Origin of the sequence: Ruegeria sp. HKCCE3926 (assembly GCF_017872515.1) — a bacterium.
In the GTDB taxonomy this organism is placed as follows: Bacteria; Pseudomonadota; Alphaproteobacteria; order Rhodobacterales; family Rhodobacteraceae; genus Ruegeria.
Genome location: NZ_JAEDOU010000010.1, coordinates 53,031 through 71,258 on the forward strand (window position 1 = coordinate 53,031; position 18,228 = coordinate 71,258).

Consider the following 18,228-nt stretch of genomic DNA (forward strand, 5'->3'; position numbering starts at 1 on the left):
TTCCGGTTGGCCCTGTAGGGGCCGACCGGGCCTATTTTGGTGCCGGTGCTGCATTCAGCAGCATATCCCGGACTTTGTCAGTTTCGCCGACTCGCAGACGCACCGGCAGAGTGATCACTTTGCTCCGAAAAGCCGGGGGCAGACGTACGGCGTCTTTCTCGGTCGTTATCATCTGAATACCCAGTTGGCGCGCCTCGTTTTCCAGACGGGCCATCAGTGCCTGAGTCAGAGGCTGGTGGTCGTCCAGGGCTTCGGCGCGGACCAGGTCTACGCCCAGCTGTCGCAGGGTTTTGAAGAACTTCTCGGGGTGGCCGATACCGGCAAATGCCAAAGCGCGTGTGCCGGTCCAGTCCATGCCGGTTTGCAGGGGCTCGATTGCTCCGGTGACATGGGGAACAGACAACTTGTCGCCCCACTGACCGGTGAAAGCCATTTGCGCGGCCTCATCGCCCAGAGATAACACAAGGTCGGCCCGTTTCAACCCGATGTCGACCGGTTCCCGCAGTGGCCCGGCAGGCAGGCACAAACCGTTTCCGAACCCGCGTTGAGCATCGACAACAATGATCGAGAAATCCTTGGCCACCGAGGGGTTTTGAAAACCGTCATCCAGCACGATTGCCGTGGCGCCCGCCGCTGCGGCGGCCCGTGCGCCCGCCGCCCTGTCCTTGGCAACCCAGACTTCGGCAAACATCGCCAGAAGCAGCGGCTCGTCTCCTACTTCGGCAGCCGTGTGCCGGGCCGGATCAACCTGCACCGGCCCATCCAAAGAGCCTCCGTGCCCCCGCGTGACGACATGTGGTTCGTGCCAGGCGCCTCGAAGCTGTTCAAGGGTCCAGATCACCGTTGGTGTCTTACCGGTTCCACCAGCATTGAGGTTGCCGATACAGATCACGGGCACACCCGGCTTTTCGCCGGATTCCGAGGCGATCCTACGGGCGGTTGCCGCTGCATACAGGCGCCCCAACGGTGCCAGCATACGCGCCCTAAGATCCGGTTGGTCCGGGGTCGTGTTCCAGAAATCAGGTGCCCGCATGATCCGCACTCCGCTGATCCAGAATATCCTGCACCATTTCGATCAGGGCGTCAGCCTGCGGTGCGCCTTCGGTCAACAATTGCCATCCCGCCAACGCCATGTCGGCAGCTTGATCCGGCGCCAGAAGCTGCACAACGGCGTCGCCCAGTTCGGTTGCCGTTTTAACCTCTTTGGCGGCGTTCACCTGTTGCAGGCTGGAATAGAATTCCTGATGGCGATGCACATATGGTCCGAACATGATCGCAGACCCCAGCGCGATTGCTTCGGACGGATCCTGACCGCCCGCGCCGCGTTCCAGTGAACTGCCCATGAAGGTCACTGGTGCCATGCGATGCCACAGGCCCAGGTTTTCGGGGTCCGATGTCAGGACGACCTGCGTGGTATCTTCAATCATGTCCCCTTCATCCCAGTTGACGCAGCGCAGGTCCATCGATTCCAGCCGCCGTCTCAGCGGCGAGACTTCCGGCTCGTTTGCCACGTGCAACACCAGAACCAGCCGATGCAGCATCCGCAGTGCCTGACGGTGGGCTGTCAGAACCGAGATGAACTCCTTGTCCTGAACCCATGCCGCCAGCCAAACCGGGCGCCCGGCAAGTGTATGAGTGGTCTCGATAAGTTCGTCTTCTGGCCAGGGCCGAGGGTTGGGGCTGATCCGCAAAGGCGGTGATTCCGCAACTTTTCCGGATTGGATTCCGAGGCGGCGGATCTGTCGAGCCGTCTCGGCGGATGGCGTGAGAATCTTGCGGAAACAGTCAAAGGTCACCCGTGTGATGTCCGGCAGCCAACGGGCGTTCCGGGACAGAGTGACGCTGAATTGGGCGTCGAACAGGACCAGCGGGATCGCCTGTTCGTCAGCGCGCGTGACAATGTTGGGCATCAGATCGCCACCGACCCACAACCCCATGTTCGGACGCCAGTATTCGATAAACTCGCGGGCGGCGGCACTCTGTTCCTGTGGCAGGTTGATCAAAGGGAACCTGCTGTCCGGCCAGTTGGACAGATCCTCATCCGGGGGGGCTGTCAGCAGGAAATTCAGCTTGGCCCTGACCTGCGACAGCCGACGGCAGAAGTCGGTCACAGCCCGCAGCCGATCCGGTGTGGCAACATGGATCCATAGCAACTCACCTTTGGGGCGCGGCAGGTTGGATTGCGGCGCAACCCCGTTGCGCAACCCCCATGACAACACCCTGTAGGCGGCCAGGCTGAGTGAGCGCGGTTTGCTCATGTTCCAATTCCCGGCCCGGCCGGATCCAGCAGTGCCGACAGTTGCTGATGAATCGAGGCGCTGGCGGCGATCACGCCGTTCAACCTGGGATGCATGTTGTTGAAGATCAGCCGTTGACCCGTACGGTCGGAACACACGCCGCCGGCCTCTCGGATGATCAGGTCGCCGGCGGCAATGTCCCATTCCCAACTGGGGCGCAGGGTCAGCATGCCGTCGAACCGCCCCTGCGCAACCAAAGCCATGCGATAGGCAAGTGACGGACGATACGCGCGTTCGAATTCTGGCGCCTGCGCATTGCGCCAATGCCGTGCGTCAAGGTTCGGCTTGGCGGCCAGAATTTCTGATTGCAAAAGCTCTGCGGTGTCCGAGGTCGTGATCGTCTTACCATTGAGAGACGCGCCCTGACCTTGGGCCGCCGTGTACAGCAAATCCCGCATCGGCAGGTAAATGACCGCCGCCGTCACCACGCCGTTATCGGCGACGGCTATGGAATGTGCCCAGGTGCGCGCGCCTTCTGCAAAGCTCCGGGTGCCGTCGATCGGGTCGATTATGAAAGTGCTGTTGCGGTCCAGCCGGTCGGTGGAATCCTCGGATTCTTCACTGAGCCAGCCATAGCCCGGTCGCGCCGAACACAACCGCTCCTCCAGCATCGTGTTCACGGCAAGGTCCGCCTCGGTCACTGGGCCGGCGCCATCGGGTTTGTCCCAGCGCTGTGCTTGCGTGCCGGAATAGCGCGTGGCGATCTTGCCGGCCTCCAGCGCCGCCTCGATCAGCAGGGGCAGATCAGTTGCCGGCAAGTGTCATTCCTTCGATCAGAAGCGACGGAACCACGCGCGACAGGTATGGGCGGGCATCGTTCGCCGGGATGATCCGGCGCAGGATGTCCCGCAGATTGCCCGCGATGGTGCATTCATTGACCGGATGCGTGATCTCACCATTCTCGACCCAGAAGCCCGATGCACCCCTTGAATAGTCACCGGTATTGGGGTTGATCGTTGAACCGATCATGGATGTGACCAGCAACCCGGTTCCCATATCGCGCAGCAGGTCGGCGCGGCTTTGGTCACCTTGTGTCAGGCTCAGGTTCCAGTTGCTGGGCGATGGCGGGCCCGAGACCCCACGCGCGGCATTTCCCGTGGACGCCATATCCAGTTTTCGCCCGCTTGACAGGTCCAGCGTCCAGCCGGTCAGAACGCCGTTTTCCACGATTACCCGGCGTCGTGTCGGCAGACCCTCGGCATCAAAGGGACGCGAGCCCGAAATGCGCGGGCGGTGCGGGTCTTCGATCAGGGACAGATGCGCAGGCAGAACGTCCTGCCCCAAACAATCCTTGATCCAAGATGCGCCCCGTGCGATCGCCGCGCCATTGCTGGCGGCCAGAAGGTGGCCGATGAGCGAAGACGAGATCCGTTCGTCGAAGAGAACCGGAAAACTTCCCGTCTCAGGTTTGCGCGCACCAACCTGTTGCGTGGCGCGTTCACCTGCTGTGCGCCCGATTTCTTCCGCGCTGCGCAGGTCGGATTGGAACGTCCGGCTGTCGCCGTCATAGTCCCGTTCCATCCCCGTGCCTTCGCCCGAGATCGCAACACAGGAAACCGACCGGCTGCTGCGCGCGTACCCGCCGGTGAACCCGTTTGTCGCGGCCAGATGCACATGGTGGGTTCCATAGCTTGCGGCCGCATCCGACACCTGGGTGACGCCGGCGACGGCCAGCGCTGCGGCCTCGGCCGTCAGGGCATCCTGCATTAGGGCTTCGGCAGACGGGGCCGGGGCGGGGTCTGACAATTCCAGTGACTCTATGTTCCAGTCTGTGACCAGCTGGTCCTTGTCAGCCAGCCCGGAAAACGGATCTTCGGGGGCCTCCCTGGCCATTGCGACAGCTCGTTCCGCCATGGCGCGCAGGGTTTCAGGGCGGCTGTCGGAACTGGACACAATGGCGGATCGTTTGCCCAGAAACACCCGCAATCCCAAATCAGTCCCTTCCGAGCGCTCGGCATGTTCCAGCGCGCCGCCCCGCACTTCGACGGAAACAGAGGATCCGTCGATAACGATGGCATCCGCCGCGTCCGCGCCTGCCTTGCGGGCCACGTCAAGCAAATGATGGCTGATTTCTTCTGGTGAGCAGGTCATGAGGCCTCCGGGTTGATTGCCAAGGACCTAGCCTTGGACCGCCCGTCTCGCAAGACCTGTGACCAGATTGTGCGTTGAGTATCGCGGTGAACCCGTGCCGTTTCAGAGGTTTGGGCAAGGGTTGGCAGGGCAGAGAAAGGGCCGCATGTTGCGCGGCCCTTTCCGTTGATTGTCACTTGATACGCTGACCATTCGCCAGGATCTGGCCGTCTTCGGTGAACTCGATCTTCGAGTTCAGTGTGTCCGGCTCTTCGCCCGGAACTGCCATCAGACCCATCATCATGCGGGCACCCAGCGCGTCTTCTTCCGAGATGATTCCCATGCCGATCAGAGTGTCGATCAACTGGTTGGCGCCAACCAGCTGAAGGTTCGCCACGCCGCTTGGGCTGGGCAGGCCATCAAACTCTTCGGTATTGGTGTTGTCGAAAGCAAAATCACCGGTACCAGTCAGTTTGGCGCCAACCAGCGAAACCAGCAGTTCGTTGATCTTCAGCGAGTGCAGTTCCCCCGGCGCTTCGTCGGATTCGACGTCGATTTCAGGATCGAAGATATTCATCAGCACTTTCGCGGTTCCCGTCGCATCCAGCGCAATCGTCGCCGGATCACGCGGCAGCGCGCCCGCAGGATCGAAAATGCCCCACAATACGTCCGACATGGTGAAATCGGTCAGGTTCAGCCCAAAGCCGAAGGGTTGAACCTCGTCCGATTGCTGGATGGGGAATTCGAAGTTCAGGCCCGCCTTGGCCATCGAAAGTTCGATCGGGAACGGCAGGCCCGCCGTGGTAACGGCCATTTTCGTGCTGTTCTGGTCAATGTCATAGACGATACGCTCTGCATCGATGCTGGCTGCAAAACGCCCGCCTTCGGACGTGCTGTTCATCGAGAACGCCTGACCTTCGCTGGTCCCGCTCAGATCCGTGCTGCCTGCGGCATAGGTGAAGGTGCCGTCAAACGAAAAACCAGCCTTGTAAAAGGCTTCTGGGTCCGAAAAGTCAAAATCCGGCGGGACGACGTTGTTGCCCTCAAATGCCAGTTGATCGAGTTGACCGTTGATCAACCCGTTTTCGCCGCTTTCAGGATCCTGAAAGTTCAGATCATAAGTTAACGTGGCTGCGTTGAACGTCTGACTGATGTTCCGATTGTCGCCGATCTGCATCCGCGAGCTGCCGGACAGATCGCTTGCCTGGACATCGATGCCAAACACATCATTGGGCAGCGCCTCACCATCGACCTCAATCGAATCCAGTTTCACACCCAGATTGTCAGCCTTGTAGTCATAGGTCATGTCGTCCGGTGCGCCCGACACGACCATGTTCAGTTGGCTGTGGGAATAGGTGACAGTGGCTGCGAAGTTTTCGTCTTCGGCCTGACCGGTGATTTCCATGGGAAAGCTTTCCGGCAGGTCAATGGTAACGGTCCCGTCACCATTTTCGGTCAATGTCATTTCCGGCATGACCATCTGAAACTGTCCGTCCTCTTCGGGAAGGGCCACTGAAAGTGTCATGTTGGAAATCGTGGTGACGTCGCCCGAAGTGCTTTCGTCTCCTGTGACGGTGTAACCCATCGAGGTGAAATAGCTCTGCCAATCGGACCAGACGTCATCGGCCGACAGATCGGCAAACGCCCCTTGGGTGGCAACGGCATAAGCCAAGGCAGCGCCGCAGCTGCGGCGAAGGAAAACGGACATAAGGTAACCCTTCTTGATCAATTTGTGGCGCATGGTCGGTTTTGTGGCGGGTATCGTCAAGGGGGCAAGGGCTGGACCCTTTCCCCGTTTACGCGTTACGGCTGTAGCCGACAGAGATTGCAATGCGTGAGGAAGGGCAAATGCAGGGAAAAACTGTTCTAATAACCGGGGCCAGCCGAGGAATTGGGGCCGAGGCAGGGCGCGTTTTTGCCGCAGCCGGCGCCAATGTCGCATTGGTGGCTCGCAGTCAGGATCAGATTGACGCTCTGGCGGCCGCATTGGGCGATAAGGCCATCGCATTGGCCTGTGACGTCAGCGATTTCGCTCAGGTGGAACAAGCCGTGGCCACATGCGTGGACCGGTTCGGTGGGTTGGATGTTCTGATCGGCAACGCGGGTGTGATCGATCCGATCTTTCATCTCTCGAATGCTGACACCGAGGCGTGGAGCAAGGCCATCGACATCAACCTGAAAGGTATTTTCTACGGGATGCGCGCGGCGTTGCCGGTGATGCGGGCTGCGGGAGGAGGGAGCATTCTGACGATCTCGTCCGGTGCAGCGTCGAACCCGGTCGAAGCCTGGAGCCATTATTGCGCCTCGAAGGCCGGGGCCAAGATGCTCACGGAATGTCTGCATCTAGAAGAAGCCCATAATGGTATTCGCGCAATGGGCCTGTCACCGGGGACGGTGGCCACCGATATGCAGCGGTCGATCAAGGCCAGCGGCATTAATCCCGTCAGTCAGCTGGACTGGGATGTGCATATCCCTGCGGACTGGCCCGCACGGGCGCTGTTGTGGATGTGCTCGGATGATGCCGATGAGTTTCTTGGCACTGAAATTTCGCTGCGGCTTGAAGACATTCGCAAACGGGCCGGGCTGATATGATCGATTTGACCAAAGAAGGTGGCCTGTGGACCGTCACGATCAACAATCCCGGCAAGGCGAACGCCCTGACGGGGGCCATGCTGGCGGAACTGGCCGAGATCGCCGAATCCGCGACAGAGGCCAAGGCGTTGATCCTGACGGGCGCGGGCAAAGTGTTCAGCGCCGGGGCAGATCTGGACGAAGCGCGCGCCGGTCTGGCCAAATCGGATGTCTGGGAAAGGCTGTCCGGCGCCATTGCTGCGTTGCCCTGTCTGACCGTTGCCGCACTGAACGGCACTTTGGCAGGCGGGGCCAACGGTATGGCACTGGCCTGCGATCTGCGCATTGCCGTGCCGTCGGCCAAGTTCTTCTATCCGGTGATGAAGCTGGGGTTTCTGCCACAACCGTCCGACCCCGCGCGGCTGGCGGCTCTGGTCGGACCGGCAAGGGCCAAGTTGATCTTTATGGCGGGTCAGAAAATCACCGCGCAAGAGGCGTATGAATTTGGCCTGGTGGACCGGATTGTCGATCCCGATCACCTGATGCAAACCGCACGCGATCTGGTTGCCGACAGCGTGAACGCCGACCCCGAGATCGCGGCGGGAATCGCAAGGTTGTGTTTATGAGGTTGTCTGCACTGCGCCTGCGGGTCGCTGACCCGGATCGGCTGGCCGCGTTTTATCGCGACATTCTGGGCATGTCCGTTGGCCGAACAGAAACCGGCCACCGTGTCGGCTATGACGGTGCAGACGCAGATATTTTGTTGCTGCCGGGTGGAGGAGGGTACACCCATGACAAGGGGCAGCGCTACTGGAAGATAGGGATCACCGTGCCGGATGTCGATCTTGCTGCGGCTCATCTGCGCAGGTTTGACGTTCCAGTGAGCACGCCGAATCAGTTTCTGGACATCGGCTACATGTGCCATCTTGCGGATCCCGAAGGGTTCGTCATCGAGCTGCTGCAACATGATTTCGAAGGCAACCGACCGCCGCATGCAGCCGACCCTGACGCGCCTTTTGCGCAGGCTCGGATCGGTCAGATTACCCTTCGAACCGGCGATATTGCCGCCGAAGACGCGTTCTGGCGCGCCCAGGGCATGTCGTTGTTGTCGATGCAGGAGGTCGCCCCTTACGGCTTTGACCTGCATTTTTATGCCTTTACCGACGAAACCCCGCCCAATCCTGACCTTTGGGCTGTTGAAAACCGCGAATGGCTGTGGAAACGCGCCTATACGACGTTGGAATTCCAACATGTTGCGGGCGCACAATTCGTGCATGTACCGGACTTTCAGGGTATCGTGATCGAAGGCCTGTCCGAACCTCTTACAGATATTGTCGGGGACCAGATCCTGCCAGGTTGATCAGCGCCCGCGCCGCTTGCCCGGAACTTTCGAACGAAATCCGGGTGGGCGTTTGCGAACCCAAGTCAGAAATTTCTCGAGCCTTGGATGCGCACGCAGGGCCTCGACCGTGTTGAAACTGCGTGCCAGTTCGGCTTCGGTCAGGGTGGCGTGCACCTCTTTGTGGCAGATCTGATGCAGCAGAACGGTAGGTCCGCCCTTGCCTCCTTTGAGTTTTGGGATCAGATGATGCAGGCTGCCACCCCCCTCGGGGATCGGGCGGTCGCAAAGCGGGCAGATTGGATCGCTGTTCGTCATGATGATGTGAAACTTGCGCCTGCGACGGGCGAAGGCAAGAGGGTGCGAATGGCGCAGGCAGTGGTGATTGGAGCAGGCCCCGCCGGGTTGATGGCGGCCGAACAGCTCGCCGCAGCCGGGCATTCCGTGTTGGTGGCCGAGGCCAAACCTTCGGTCGCGCGCAAGTTCCTGATGGCCGGGAAATCGGGGCTGAACCTGACCAAGGACGAGCCGCGTGATGACCTGATCCGCGCCTATGGTGAAGCGGCAGATTGGTTGCGTCCGATCATGTCTGACTTTGATGCCGAAGCTGTTCAGCACTGGGCGCGCGGGTTGGGGCAGACGCTGTTTGTCGGCTCGACGGGGCGCGTGTTTCCCCAAGCAATGAAGGCCTCGCCCTTATTGCGGGCCTGGTTGGCACGATTGGGCAAGGCCGGGGTCGAAATCAGGACCCGCTGGCGTTGGACAGGCTGGGACGGTGATGCGCCGGTGTTTGACACTCCGGACGGGCGGCGCAGTGTTTCGACGGATGTCACCGTGCTGGCACTGGGCGGTGCAAGCTGGGCCCGCCTAGGCTCGGACGGTCACTGGGCGCAGATATTGGCCGGAAAAGACGTGGCTTTGGCACCCTTTGAACCCGCAAACTCAGCCATTTCCGTTGATTGGAGCCCACATATGCAGCCCCATTTCGGGGCCGCATTGAAATCGATCCGATGGATGGCAGGTGATTTGGAGAGCCGAGGAGAGGCTGCGATTTCCAGAACCGGTCTGGAAGGCGGAGGGCTGTATAAGCTGACACCGGCCTTGCGCGCGGGGACACCATTGTTTGCTGATCTGACGCCTGATCTGGACCAACAGGCTCTGCTGGCGCGGTTGTCCGCGAAACGGTCGAAAACAACGCTGTCCCAGTGGATGAGGAAATCGCTGAACCTGTCTGCTCAGAAAATCGCCCTGTTTCATGAAATGGCAAAACGCGGTGGCCACCCTCAATCCGTGCAAGTGAGCATGTTGAAAAAGCTGCCTGTCCGGCATGTCGGCCTTCGCCCGATGGACGAAGCCATTTCGACCGCAGGTGGTGTCAAACAGGCAGCGCTGGATGACGGGCTGATGCTGACGGCCCTGCCGGGTGTGTTCTGCGCTGGGGAAATGCTGGACTGGGAGGCCCCGACCGGGGGCTATCTGCTCACGGCTTGCCTGGCGACCGGGCGCTGGGCCGGTCGGTCTGCCGCCGACTGGCTGGAAAAGGCTGAGTGACCTAGCGGGATCGCGCCAACATCGCCAATCGGATCATCGCGCGTTCCACCAGCGCCATGGCAGGGGCTGTCTGCCCGGCCGACCGCAGCGCCAAATCTGTATCGGTCAGAACCGTCAGTGCGGTTTGCAGCTTGGTCGCGCCCCAACCTTGTGCCTGCCGCAGGATACGGTCACGCCGTTTGCCGTAAACCGGTGGACGCAGCTTACCGATGCCCTGCGTAGCACCGCCGGGATCGGACGCGCAGGCATAGAGTGTCCGAAAATGCCGCATCGCTCCGATGCACAGAGTCACGCCGTTGGTGCCCTGCGCCTGCAACCTCCGGATCAGCGGCCCGATCTCACCGGCGCGGCCTTCGGCAACGACGTTGAGAACATCATCCAGCGCCGCCTCGGTCGAGCGCGGGGCGCAGGCCTCAATATCTTCGATCGTCAAATCAGCGCTGTCACCGCGCTTGTAAAGAGACAGTTTTTCAATCGTTTGGGCGAAATCACCGGGGCTGAGGCTGACGGCCAATTCGCTGATTGCAGACATGACATCTCGGGGCACGTTTTTCATACCCGACTCGGCAAGAACCCGTTCCACTTCGGCGCGTGAGGGCGGGTCGTCATAAATGCCGACTGCGTAGGCGGCAGGGTGGCCTTCGAACGCCTTGCGGATTTTCGAGCTGGGTTTCAATTGCCCCGAGGTCACGATGATCTGGGCGTCTCCGGGGGCCCAATCTTCGAGTGCGGCCAGAATTGCCGGCGCCGCGGTTTCGGTTGCGTCTTCCACGAAAACGGCACGTGGGCCGGGAAAGAAGCCGACCGCCTTGACCGCGTCCAGCAGCAGGGCGGGATCACCACGCAGATCGCCACCGGGCATGCGTGTCAGGCGCATTTCTTCTTCGGCTTGGGCGCCAAGCAGAGCGGCCAGCACCTGTTGCCGCTTGAGCGCAACCCGCATCGCATCCGCGCCATAGATAAGCAGCCCTGTCTTGTCCGCGTCCGGCTTGGCAAAATACCCCTCAGCCTCGCGCGGGCCCAACTTCATGCAGCCAGGCCCGGTGTGGCGTAAAGACGGTTCATGATCTGACCCGACAGAATCATCATCAGCCGTCTCTTGGCATCGCGCTCATCCGCCAAGGTGGAAACGGTCGATCCTGCGGCAGAATATGACACAAAATCCGCCACCGAGCCCGAGGCGATGATCTGACCGGTTGCGTTGGACCGCAGCGTGTATTGCGCGCTTCCGTTGATGGTGTAGCGTTGCGTTTCGTTTGTGGTGGTGATTGCTGCGCCACGCGTTACGGTCGAAACCTGAACGTCCAGCTTGAAATCGTTCACCGACCCGGCGCTTCGCCCCAGTTGCTGTTCCAGATCTTGCACCAGCAAATAGCTTTCCACGGTGTTGGGCGCCGACACCTCGACGCGGCCATACAAGGCCGAACCCGATCCGCCAGGTGCATAGACGGGCTCAAAGCCGCAGGCGGCCAGCGCCAGCGGCATCAACAAAAACGTTCTGCGATCAAACGACAACATTCACAATCCGGCCTGGAACGACGATCACTTTCTTCGGCGCATTCCCTTCCAGCGCCTTTTGAACAGCTTCGGTGCTGAGCGCAATTTTTTCAACCTCGGCTTTGTCCAGATCCTTGGCCACGCTGATTTCCGCGCGACGCTTGCCGTTGATCTGGATCGGCAAGGTGACGGTGTCATCAACCAGCATCGCCTCGTCGGCGACGGGCCATGGCGCAACGGCCACAAGGCCTTCGCCGCCCTGATGGGCCCAAATATCTTCCGCCAGATGCGGTGTCATCGGCGACATCATCTGTGCCAGCGTTTTGATGGCCTGCTTTTGGGCCGCAGCACCTGCCTTGGATTTCGCCAGCGTGTTGGTGAAGGCATAAAGCTTGGCGATGGCCGCGTTGAAGCCAAAGCTTTCAACACCCAATGTCACGTCGCGGATGGTTTTGTGCATCTCGCGCAGCAGTTCCTCATCGCCTTCACCCGTGGCATTCGGGTCCATGGCGCCGATCTTGTCGCAGAGGTTCCAGACACGGTTGAGATGCTTGTACGCGGCCTCGGCCCCCGCAGCCGTCCATTCCACGTCCCGTTCGGGTGGCGAATCGGACAGCACGAACCAGCGCGCGGTATCTGCGCCGAAGGCCGAGATGATGCTGACCGGGTCGACAACGTTCTTCTTGGACTTTGACATCTTGGCCGATGGGATGATCTCGACCTGTGTGCCGTCAGCCAGTTTTCCGTCCGTCACCTCTTCGGGCAGGTGATAGACCGGACGACCGTTGGCATCGCGGGTCTGGTAGATCTCGTGCGTCACCATGCCTTGGGTGAACAGCGCGTCGAAGGGTTCGATGGCTTTGTCCGGCAAATGCCCGGTGATGTTCATCGCGCGGGCGAAGAACCGCGAATACAGCAGGTGCAGAATCGCGTGTTCGATCCCGCCGATATACTGGTCTACATTCATCCAGTATTCCGCCTCGGCCAGATCGGTGGGTGTTTCCGCGCGCGGAGCGGTGAATCGGGCGAAATACCATGACGAATCCACGAACGTGTCCATCGTGTCGGTCTCACGCTTGGCCGGAGCGCCGCAGTTTGGGCAGGCGCAATCGCGCCAGGTCGGGTGGCGATCCAGCGGATTGCCCGGTTTGTCGAACGTGACATCGTCGGGCAGACGGACCGGCAGGTTCTCTTTTTTCTCGGGCACCACGCCGCAGGATTCGCAATGCACCACGGGAATCGGGCAACCCCAGTACCGCTGACGACTCAGGCCCCAATCGCGCAGGCGGTATTTCGTGACCCCTTCGCCCCAACCGGCTTTTTCGGCGAAATCGATGGTGGTGTTGATCGCCTCTTCTCCGGTTGCTTCGGTCAGGCCTGCGAAATGGTTCACCCAGCGGACTTTCTCGGTCTTTGGCGGGACAAAGGCGATCTTGTCGACCGGTGTGTCGTCGTCCAGCGCAAAGAACGTATCGATCACCGGCAGATCGTATTTGCGGCAGAAATCAAGGTCGCGCTGGTCATGGGCCGGGCAGGCGAAGATCGCGCCGGTGCCGTAATCCATCAGGATGAAATTGGCGATCCAGACCGGCAGTTCCCAGTTCGGGTCCAACGGATGCTTGACGCGGATGCCGGTGTCCAAACCCAGCTTTTCGCCGGTTTCGATGGCCTCTTCCGTGGTGCCGCCCTTGCGGCATTCGGCAACGAATTCAGCGACTTCCGGGTTTTCGGCCTCAAGCTGTTTGGCGATCGGGTGATCGGGCGAGATCCCAACGAAGGACGCGCCCAGCAGCGTGTCGGGGCGCGTCGTGTAGACAGTGATCGGTTCCCCACCATCGGTGCGCTCGAACCCGAATTGCAGGCCGCGCGACTTGCCGATCCAGTTTTCCTGCATCAGCCGAACCTTGGCGGGCCAGTTTTCCAGCGTGTCCAGAGCGTTCAGCAGTTCTTCGGAATAATCCGAGATCTTGAAGAACCACTGCGTCAGCTCGCGCCGTTCCACCAGAGCACCCGAGCGCCAGCCGCGCCCGTTTTCCACCTGTTCATTGGCCAGAACGGTCATGTCGACCGGATCCCAGTTCACCACGGCATTCTTGCGATAGACCAGCCCGGCCTCGAGCATGTCGAGGAACAGCGCCTGCTGCTGGCCATAGTATTCCGGATCACATGTGGCGAATTCACGGGACCAGTCGATCGACAGGCCCAGTGGCTTCATCTGGGCGCGCATGTCGGCGATATTGCCGTAAGTCCACTCTTTGGGGTGGCCGCCGATCGCCATGGCAGCGTTTTCCGCCGGCATCCCGAACGCGTCCCAGCCCATGGGGTGCAGAACATTGTGCCCGGTGGCCAGCTTGTGCCGCGCGATGACGTCGCCCATCGTATAGTTTCGCACATGCCCCATATGGATTCGGCCGGACGGGTAGGGGAACATCTCAAGCACATAGTATTTCGGCTTGTCCGCCTTGTGGTTGGCGGTGAAGATTCCTGCCTTGTCCCAGGCTTCTTGCCATTTTGCTTCGATTTCGGTGGCCGAATAGCGCGACATTGTGCGGTCCTTCGTGAATGAAAACGCCGGGTAGGAACCCGGCGTGGTATTAGTGTGATTTTCGGCGGAGTGCTAGAACTTGTTGTCCGCGATGCGCAGCTGACGCGCGCGGGACAGAATCGCATCCTCCACCGCACGGGTTGTTGCCGCGCTTACCGGGGCGCCCCCGCTGGATTGCAGGGCGACGGACAAAGACCGGGCCGCAAGCGCCGGATCACTGATGTGTACGGTCGCCCTGTATGACCGTCCTCCGCCCGGAGGAGTGCCGTAACCTGTTACGATCACTCCGGTAAACGGATCGACCTCCTGCACAGGCAAGAAGTTCAAAATGTCCAGCGAAGCTGCCCACAAGTACCGGTTTACATTGGTGGTCTGCTCGGCCGTGCTGCGATCGAAAATGTCCCACAGCGTTGTTCGTTCAGGATCGTTCAGCTCGCGTTCATCGGAATTACCGCTGGCGGGATTGGGGGAATATGTCGAAGTGCTTCGATTCTGCCCGCATGCCGCAATAGTGGTGGTCAGCATGATTAATCCCAAAATCGTAGGCAGGCGCATTGTCAGCAGGTCCTGTTTCACTTGTTGTGCAGTATTCAGGGCATACTCCTAGCCAAGGACCCTCGCTGCAACAAGCCTATTCTTCTGAAATGTAAGCGTGTCAGCCTGATCCGGGCAAAAACGAACTGTGGCATCCTTGCACCAATCTGACCCCAATGACGTGACCGGGTTTATGCCAAGCTTGCGCAATGGGGGCAAAAAGAGCGAAACGGTGTCCGTGCTGAGACATATGCCGAGGCATGTGTCGAGTAGATAACTCTTTTGAATGAAACCGAGGGAAACAAGATGAAAAAAGTTCTCTTCGCATCGACGGCGCTGATCGCGACCGCAGGCGTTGCGGCAGCTGAGATTAACTTCAGCGGTTACGGCCGTTTTGGTATCGGCTACGTTGAAGACCGTACCGCAACCACAACCGTTAACGGACCTGGTGCAGACGGCCTGATGGGTACAGCCGATGACGTCTCCGCAACTTCGACCGCGCAGTCTGACGACGCTATCCTGGTCTCGCGCTTCCGTCTGAACATCGACGGCATCGCAGAAACCGACGGCGGCGTTCGTTTTGAAGGTCGTGTTCGTCTGCAAGCCGACGAAAACAGCAGCACCGGTGAAGCAAACTCGGCCGGCCTGAACGGCGCACGCTTCTCGGTCATCTACGGCGGTCTGCGTGTTGACGCGGGTAACGTCGCAGGTTCGTTTGACAACCTGGCAAACTACTACGGCAACGAAGTAGGTCTGGAACTGTTCGCAGGTCAGTACTCGGGCGTTGACTACAGCTTCCTGGGTTACTCGTCGACCGGTTCGGGTTCGAACGCTGTGTTCTTCCAGTATTCGGTTGGTGACTTCTCGTTTGGTGCATCTTATGACCAAGCGCAGGTTACAACTGTTGCAGCTGGTGGTACCACTTCGACCACCGCTGACGCAGACCGCTGGGACATCAGCGCAACCTACACCTTCAACAACATCACTGCCGCTCTGGCCTATGGTCAGACCGACGCAGGTGCAGGCAGCGATCCGAGCCTGACCGTTCTGACCCTGGGTGGCGAATGGGGTGACTTCTCGGGTACTCTGTTTGTCGCGGACGACGCAACCAATGTTGCAGCGACCGACGGTACTGCATGGGGTCTGTCGGCCGCCTACAACCTGGGCGCTGCAACCACCCTGCTGTTCACCTATGGTGACGGTAACGCCTCTGCTGACCTTCAGCAGGTTGCTATCGGTGCGATCTACGACCTGGGTGGCGGTGCATCGCTGCGCGGTGGTATCGGCCGCAACGACTGTGACAGCTGCGCAAGCGACACAATCGTTGCTGACTTCGGTGCTCAGTTCAACTTCTAAGCTGATCTGAACCGCAAGGTTTGAGGGCGGGTCTTCGGACTCGCCCTTTTCTTTTGCGTCGACTTGGTGTTTTTCTGCGCCAAAGACAGATTGAGGGCCCCATGTCGTTGCAAGAAATCACCGCACGCATTGCAAATGCCGAAGCCAGATCGGACCGCCCTGCCGGTTCCGTCAAACTGATCGCTGTATCCAAAGTACAACCGAATGAGCGAGTTCAGGCGGTGCTGGAGCAGGGCCACAGGTGTTTTGGTGAGAATCGCGTGCAGGAGGCGGCCAGCAAATGGCCCGCTTTCAAAGAGCAGTTCGATGCCGTCGATCTGCATCTCATCGGCCCGTTGCAGACCAACAAGGCCAGGCAGGCGATGGAACTGTGCAATGCGATCCATTCGGTCGATCGCCCCAAACTGGCCAAAACCCTGGCGCGGCTGGCGCAAGAAGTGGGATACTGCCCCGACCTTTTCATTCAGGTCAATACGGGGGAAGAAGCCCAGAAGGCAGGCGTTCTTCCTGCGGATGCGGACGGGTTTATCGCGGAATGCCGATCGCTGGATCTACCGGTACGCGGGCTGATGTGCATCCCGCCGGTCGATGAAGAACCCACTTTGCATTTCGCCCTCTTGGCCAAGATCGCAGCCCGCAATGGGCTTGAGGGGTTGTCGATGGGGATGAGCGGTGATTTCGAGCAGGCCATCGCCTTGGGCGCGACCCATGTTCGTATCGGGTCGGCCATTTTCGGCGAGCGGGTCAAGCCTCAGGAATAATCAGGCGCGTTCCAAGGGAAATTCGCCCTGCAATCCAGTGCAGATGGTCCCGACGGAAGGCAATGCAGCCCTCGGTGGGGTAGCCGGGCCTGCGCCACTGATGCAGAAAAATCGCCGATCCCTTGCCGGGAACGGCATTCGGCCAGTTCCAGTTGGTCAACAGGACCAGATCATAAAGCGGATCAGCCCGGCGCAGTTTCTCATGACTGAACGCATAAGGGGCAAGCACCAAGTGATTATAGTGGCTGTCTTCGACGTCATCAGACCACAAGTCCTGCGGCCCAATCGGGATCGCCCAGAAGTTGGGGGCGACCAGCCGGTCGGGCCGGTAGAGCATGCCGACGATTCGATGGCATCCGGTAGGTGTCGCCCCATCGCCCTCGTGTTTCGTGTTGCTCAATCCGCCTTTTCCAATCGAGCAGGGGAACGTCCTGCCACGAAAGCGAACACCACGCGGGGTGAGCACAAGATCGTCTGGGGTCACAACAGGTGCCCGGATTTCGCGGCTTTCGTGGCCAGGTATCCCCTGTTGTGCGCGGTTTCACCCACTTTCAAAGGAACGCGCTCGGTCACGGCGATCCCTGTGCGTTCCATCATCGAGATCTTGGCAGGGTTGTTGGTCAGCAGGCGCACCGAGTTGAAACCCAGAGATTTCAGGATATCCGACCCGAGTCGGAAGTCGCGCTCATCATCCTCGAAACCCAGCCTGTGGTTTGCTTCTACCGTGTCAAAACCCTGATCTTGAAGAAAATAGGCACGCATCTTGTTGGCCAGCCCGATACCACGCCCTTCCTGGTTCAGATACAGAAGAACGCCAGCCCCTTCGGCCCCCATTTGCGCCAGTGCGCCCCGCAATTGCGGACCGCAGTCGCATTTCAGGCTGCCCATCAGATCGCCCGTGAAACAGGCGGAATGCAATCGGGCCAGCACTGGTTTGTCCCGATCCGGGCGGCCTATTTCGACTGCGTAATGTTCTTCTCCGCCATCTTCGGGGCGGAAAACATGCAGACGGCCGGCCTCGGATACTTCCATCGGAAGACGCGCGGCAACCACCTCGTGCAGGGCGCTGCGGTCCGCCAGATGCGGGGCGGCGCGCGTGTGGTCAATGCAGGTCAGGCCGTGCGATACCGCAAAGGCCCGGCCATCTTCGACCGGCACGACGACCGCGGCAGGAAGAATGCGCGCGGACTTGGCCAACGCAATCGCGATGCGGTGCAAATTGGCGTTACCGTGGCGCTCGGTCATCAACGGCCCTTTCATCGGCGCGTTCAGATCGTCAGAGGGATCAGCAACCGCCTGCACCCAAGTGATGTCTGCATCGGCGGGAATTGAAACGCGTGCAAGATCGCCGTCATAGGCCCGCGCCTTGAGTGTTTCGGCCCGCCGCCCGGTAATGGCCACCACCGGGTCTCCGAGCTTTTTCAGATCGGCCAGGCGCTGCGGGTTGAGCGTTTCCGCAGAGATCGCCACAACGCTAAAGCCGCTGTCATCGGTCAGAACCACTGGAACGCCCATGCGCAGATCGGCCCGGGCCCGGGCAAGAAGTTCGGTGATATCGGGAATGAGGCTCATCTATGTTACCCTATAACGCTCAGCCCTTCTCCTAGCTGTTTCCAAAGGAAATGTGAAACATTTCTGCCAACTCTGACACGATGGCGTGAAACCGTTGCAGCAAATCTTGTTGATTGCATATTCCGCGCGCAAGTG

Annotated in this window: 18 protein-coding genes; 6 read left to right on the forward strand and 12 right to left on the reverse strand. The window is 60.1% G+C overall.

All coding sequences use genetic code 11. The features are described 5' to 3' along the window. Positions 1 to 31: 31 nt before the first annotated feature. The 5 genes from lpxK to I9184_RS19125 all read right to left on the reverse strand — a co-directional run bounded on the left by lpxK (position 32) and on the right by I9184_RS19125 (position 6,075). Entirely contained in the window at positions 32 to 1,033 is a 1,002-nt protein-coding gene (lpxK, locus tag I9184_RS19105) for a tetraacyldisaccharide 4'-kinase (protein WP_171637784.1), read from the reverse strand. Continuing rightward, a complete protein-coding gene (locus I9184_RS19110; protein ID WP_209835441.1) occupies positions 1,020 to 2,258 on the reverse strand; it encodes a glycosyltransferase N-terminal domain-containing protein in 1,239 nt (412 codons plus the stop codon). The genes lpxK and I9184_RS19110 overlap by 14 nt, the downstream gene beginning before the upstream one ends. Beyond that, positions 2,255 to 3,055 carry a 3'(2'),5'-bisphosphate nucleotidase CysQ gene (locus I9184_RS19115; protein WP_171724904.1) on the reverse strand — a complete coding sequence of 267 codons (801 nt, stop codon included), beginning with the start codon at positions 3,053 to 3,055 and terminating at the stop codon, positions 2,255 to 2,257. The genes I9184_RS19110 and I9184_RS19115 overlap by 4 nt, the downstream gene beginning before the upstream one ends. Continuing rightward, entirely contained in the window at positions 3,042 to 4,388 is a 1,347-nt protein-coding gene (locus I9184_RS19120; protein ID WP_209835442.1) for a TldD/PmbA family protein, read from the reverse strand. Before I9184_RS19120 ends, I9184_RS19115 begins: the two co-directional genes overlap by 14 nt. A 172-nt stretch (positions 4,389 to 4,560) precedes the next feature. Beyond that, on the reverse strand, positions 4,561 to 6,075 hold the full coding sequence (locus I9184_RS19125) for a DUF2125 domain-containing protein (protein WP_209835443.1): 1,515 nt from the start codon (positions 6,073 to 6,075) through the stop codon (positions 4,561 to 4,563). A gap of 140 nt (positions 6,076 to 6,215) precedes the next feature. Between I9184_RS19125 and I9184_RS19130 the strand changes: the two genes are divergently transcribed. The 3 genes from I9184_RS19130 to I9184_RS19140 are packed head-to-tail and all read left to right on the forward strand — an operon-like array spanning position 6,216 to position 8,298. Next, positions 6,216 to 6,959: an SDR family oxidoreductase gene (locus tag I9184_RS19130; protein WP_171637778.1), complete on the forward strand. Its 744-nt coding sequence runs from the start codon at positions 6,216 to 6,218 to the stop codon at positions 6,957 to 6,959. Further along, the gene (locus I9184_RS19135; protein ID WP_209835444.1) at positions 6,956 to 7,564 is read left to right on the forward strand and encodes an enoyl-CoA hydratase/isomerase family protein; all 609 of its coding nucleotides are present in this window, start codon (positions 6,956 to 6,958) and stop codon (positions 7,562 to 7,564) included. The genes I9184_RS19130 and I9184_RS19135 overlap by 4 nt, the downstream gene beginning before the upstream one ends. Then, positions 7,561 to 8,298, forward strand: a complete 738-nt coding sequence (locus I9184_RS19140) for a VOC family protein (protein ID WP_171637776.1) — start codon at positions 7,561 to 7,563, stop codon at positions 8,296 to 8,298. The genes I9184_RS19135 and I9184_RS19140 overlap by 4 nt, the downstream gene beginning before the upstream one ends. Here I9184_RS19140 and I9184_RS19145 read toward each other — a convergent pair whose 3' ends face one another. Further along, positions 8,299 to 8,595, reverse strand: coding sequence for an HNH endonuclease (locus I9184_RS19145; RefSeq protein WP_171724909.1), 297 nt, complete (start codon positions 8,593 to 8,595; stop codon positions 8,299 to 8,301). A gap of 48 nt (positions 8,596 to 8,643) precedes the next feature. Between I9184_RS19145 and I9184_RS19150 the strand changes: the two genes are divergently transcribed. After that, complete coding sequence (locus tag I9184_RS19150) at positions 8,644 to 9,828, forward strand: TIGR03862 family flavoprotein (RefSeq protein WP_209835445.1); 1,185 nt, start codon at positions 8,644 to 8,646, stop codon at positions 9,826 to 9,828. A 1-nt stretch (position 9,829) separates the two neighbouring features. On the opposite strand, the gene holA is transcribed toward I9184_RS19150, so the two are convergent. The 4 genes from holA to I9184_RS19170 form a co-directional block, all read right to left on the reverse strand. Next, positions 9,830 to 10,858, reverse strand: coding sequence for a DNA polymerase III subunit delta (gene holA, locus I9184_RS19155; RefSeq protein ID WP_209835446.1), 1,029 nt, complete (start codon positions 10,856 to 10,858; stop codon positions 9,830 to 9,832). Further along, positions 10,855 to 11,346, reverse strand: a complete 492-nt coding sequence (lptE, locus tag I9184_RS19160) for an LPS assembly lipoprotein LptE (RefSeq protein WP_209835447.1) — start codon at positions 11,344 to 11,346, stop codon at positions 10,855 to 10,857. Before lptE ends, holA begins: the two co-directional genes overlap by 4 nt. Continuing rightward, a complete protein-coding gene (leuS, locus tag I9184_RS19165; protein ID WP_209835448.1) occupies positions 11,333 to 13,870 on the reverse strand; it encodes a leucine--tRNA ligase in 2,538 nt (845 codons plus the stop codon). The genes lptE and leuS overlap by 14 nt, the downstream gene beginning before the upstream one ends. A gap of 72 nt (positions 13,871 to 13,942) precedes the next feature. Continuing rightward, positions 13,943 to 14,425, reverse strand: coding sequence for a DUF3576 domain-containing protein (locus I9184_RS19170; RefSeq protein WP_152459265.1), 483 nt, complete (start codon positions 14,423 to 14,425; stop codon positions 13,943 to 13,945). A gap of 285 nt (positions 14,426 to 14,710) precedes the next feature. On the opposite strand from I9184_RS19170, the gene I9184_RS19175 reads away from it, so the two are divergent. Together I9184_RS19175 and I9184_RS19180 are read left to right on the forward strand one after the other, a co-directional pair. Continuing rightward, entirely contained in the window at positions 14,711 to 15,760 is a 1,050-nt protein-coding gene (locus tag I9184_RS19175; RefSeq protein ID WP_171637765.1) for a porin, read from the forward strand. 101 nt (positions 15,761 to 15,861) lie between these two features. Further along, positions 15,862 to 16,521, forward strand: coding sequence for a YggS family pyridoxal phosphate-dependent enzyme (locus I9184_RS19180; RefSeq protein WP_209835449.1), 660 nt, complete (start codon positions 15,862 to 15,864; stop codon positions 16,519 to 16,521). Here I9184_RS19180 and I9184_RS19185 read toward each other — a convergent pair. Further along, positions 16,505 to 17,005, reverse strand: a complete 501-nt coding sequence (locus I9184_RS19185; RefSeq protein WP_209835450.1) for a L,D-transpeptidase family protein — start codon at positions 17,003 to 17,005, stop codon at positions 16,505 to 16,507. The genes I9184_RS19180 and I9184_RS19185 overlap by 17 nt on opposite strands. Next, positions 17,002 to 18,093 (reverse strand): GTP cyclohydrolase II, encoded by a 1,092-nt coding sequence (gene ribA, locus I9184_RS19190; RefSeq protein ID WP_152459261.1) that lies wholly within the window; start codon positions 18,091 to 18,093, stop codon positions 17,002 to 17,004. Before ribA ends, I9184_RS19185 begins: the two co-directional genes overlap by 4 nt. Positions 18,094 to 18,228: the final 135 nt, after the last annotated feature.

Coding starts and splice junctions, on each gene's coding strand:
- ribA (WP_152459261.1), bottom strand. CDS start 18,093: ATGAGCCTCATTCCCGATATCACCGAACTTCTTGCCCGGGCCCGGGCC.
- lpxK (WP_171637784.1), bottom strand. CDS start 1,033: ATGCGGGCACCTGATTTCTGGAACACGACCCCGGACCAACCGGATCTT.
- I9184_RS19110 (WP_209835441.1), bottom strand. CDS start 2,258: ATGAGCAAACCGCGCTCACTCAGCCTGGCCGCCTACAGGGTGTTGTCA.
- I9184_RS19120 (WP_209835442.1), bottom strand. CDS start 4,388: ATGACCTGCTCACCAGAAGAAATCAGCCATCATTTGCTTGACGTGGCC.
- lptE (WP_209835447.1), bottom strand. CDS start 11,346: ATGTTGTCGTTTGATCGCAGAACGTTTTTGTTGATGCCGCTGGCGCTG.
- I9184_RS19175 (WP_171637765.1), top strand. CDS start 14,711: ATGAAAAAAGTTCTCTTCGCATCGACGGCGCTGATCGCGACCGCAGGC.
- I9184_RS19140 (WP_171637776.1), top strand. CDS start 7,561: ATGAGGTTGTCTGCACTGCGCCTGCGGGTCGCTGACCCGGATCGGCTG.
- I9184_RS19150 (WP_209835445.1), top strand. CDS start 8,644: ATGGCGCAGGCAGTGGTGATTGGAGCAGGCCCCGCCGGGTTGATGGCG.
- I9184_RS19180 (WP_209835449.1), top strand. CDS start 15,862: ATGTCGTTGCAAGAAATCACCGCACGCATTGCAAATGCCGAAGCCAGA.
- I9184_RS19130 (WP_171637778.1), top strand. CDS start 6,216: ATGCAGGGAAAAACTGTTCTAATAACCGGGGCCAGCCGAGGAATTGGG.
- holA (WP_209835446.1), bottom strand. CDS start 10,858: ATGAAGTTGGGCCCGCGCGAGGCTGAGGGGTATTTTGCCAAGCCGGAC.
- I9184_RS19170 (WP_152459265.1), bottom strand. CDS start 14,425: ATGCGCCTGCCTACGATTTTGGGATTAATCATGCTGACCACCACTATT.
- I9184_RS19145 (WP_171724909.1), bottom strand. CDS start 8,595: ATGACGAACAGCGATCCAATCTGCCCGCTTTGCGACCGCCCGATCCCC.
- leuS (WP_209835448.1), bottom strand. CDS start 13,870: ATGTCGCGCTATTCGGCCACCGAAATCGAAGCAAAATGGCAAGAAGCC.
- I9184_RS19135 (WP_209835444.1), top strand. CDS start 6,956: ATGATCGATTTGACCAAAGAAGGTGGCCTGTGGACCGTCACGATCAAC.
- I9184_RS19125 (WP_209835443.1), bottom strand. CDS start 6,075: ATGTCCGTTTTCCTTCGCCGCAGCTGCGGCGCTGCCTTGGCTTATGCC.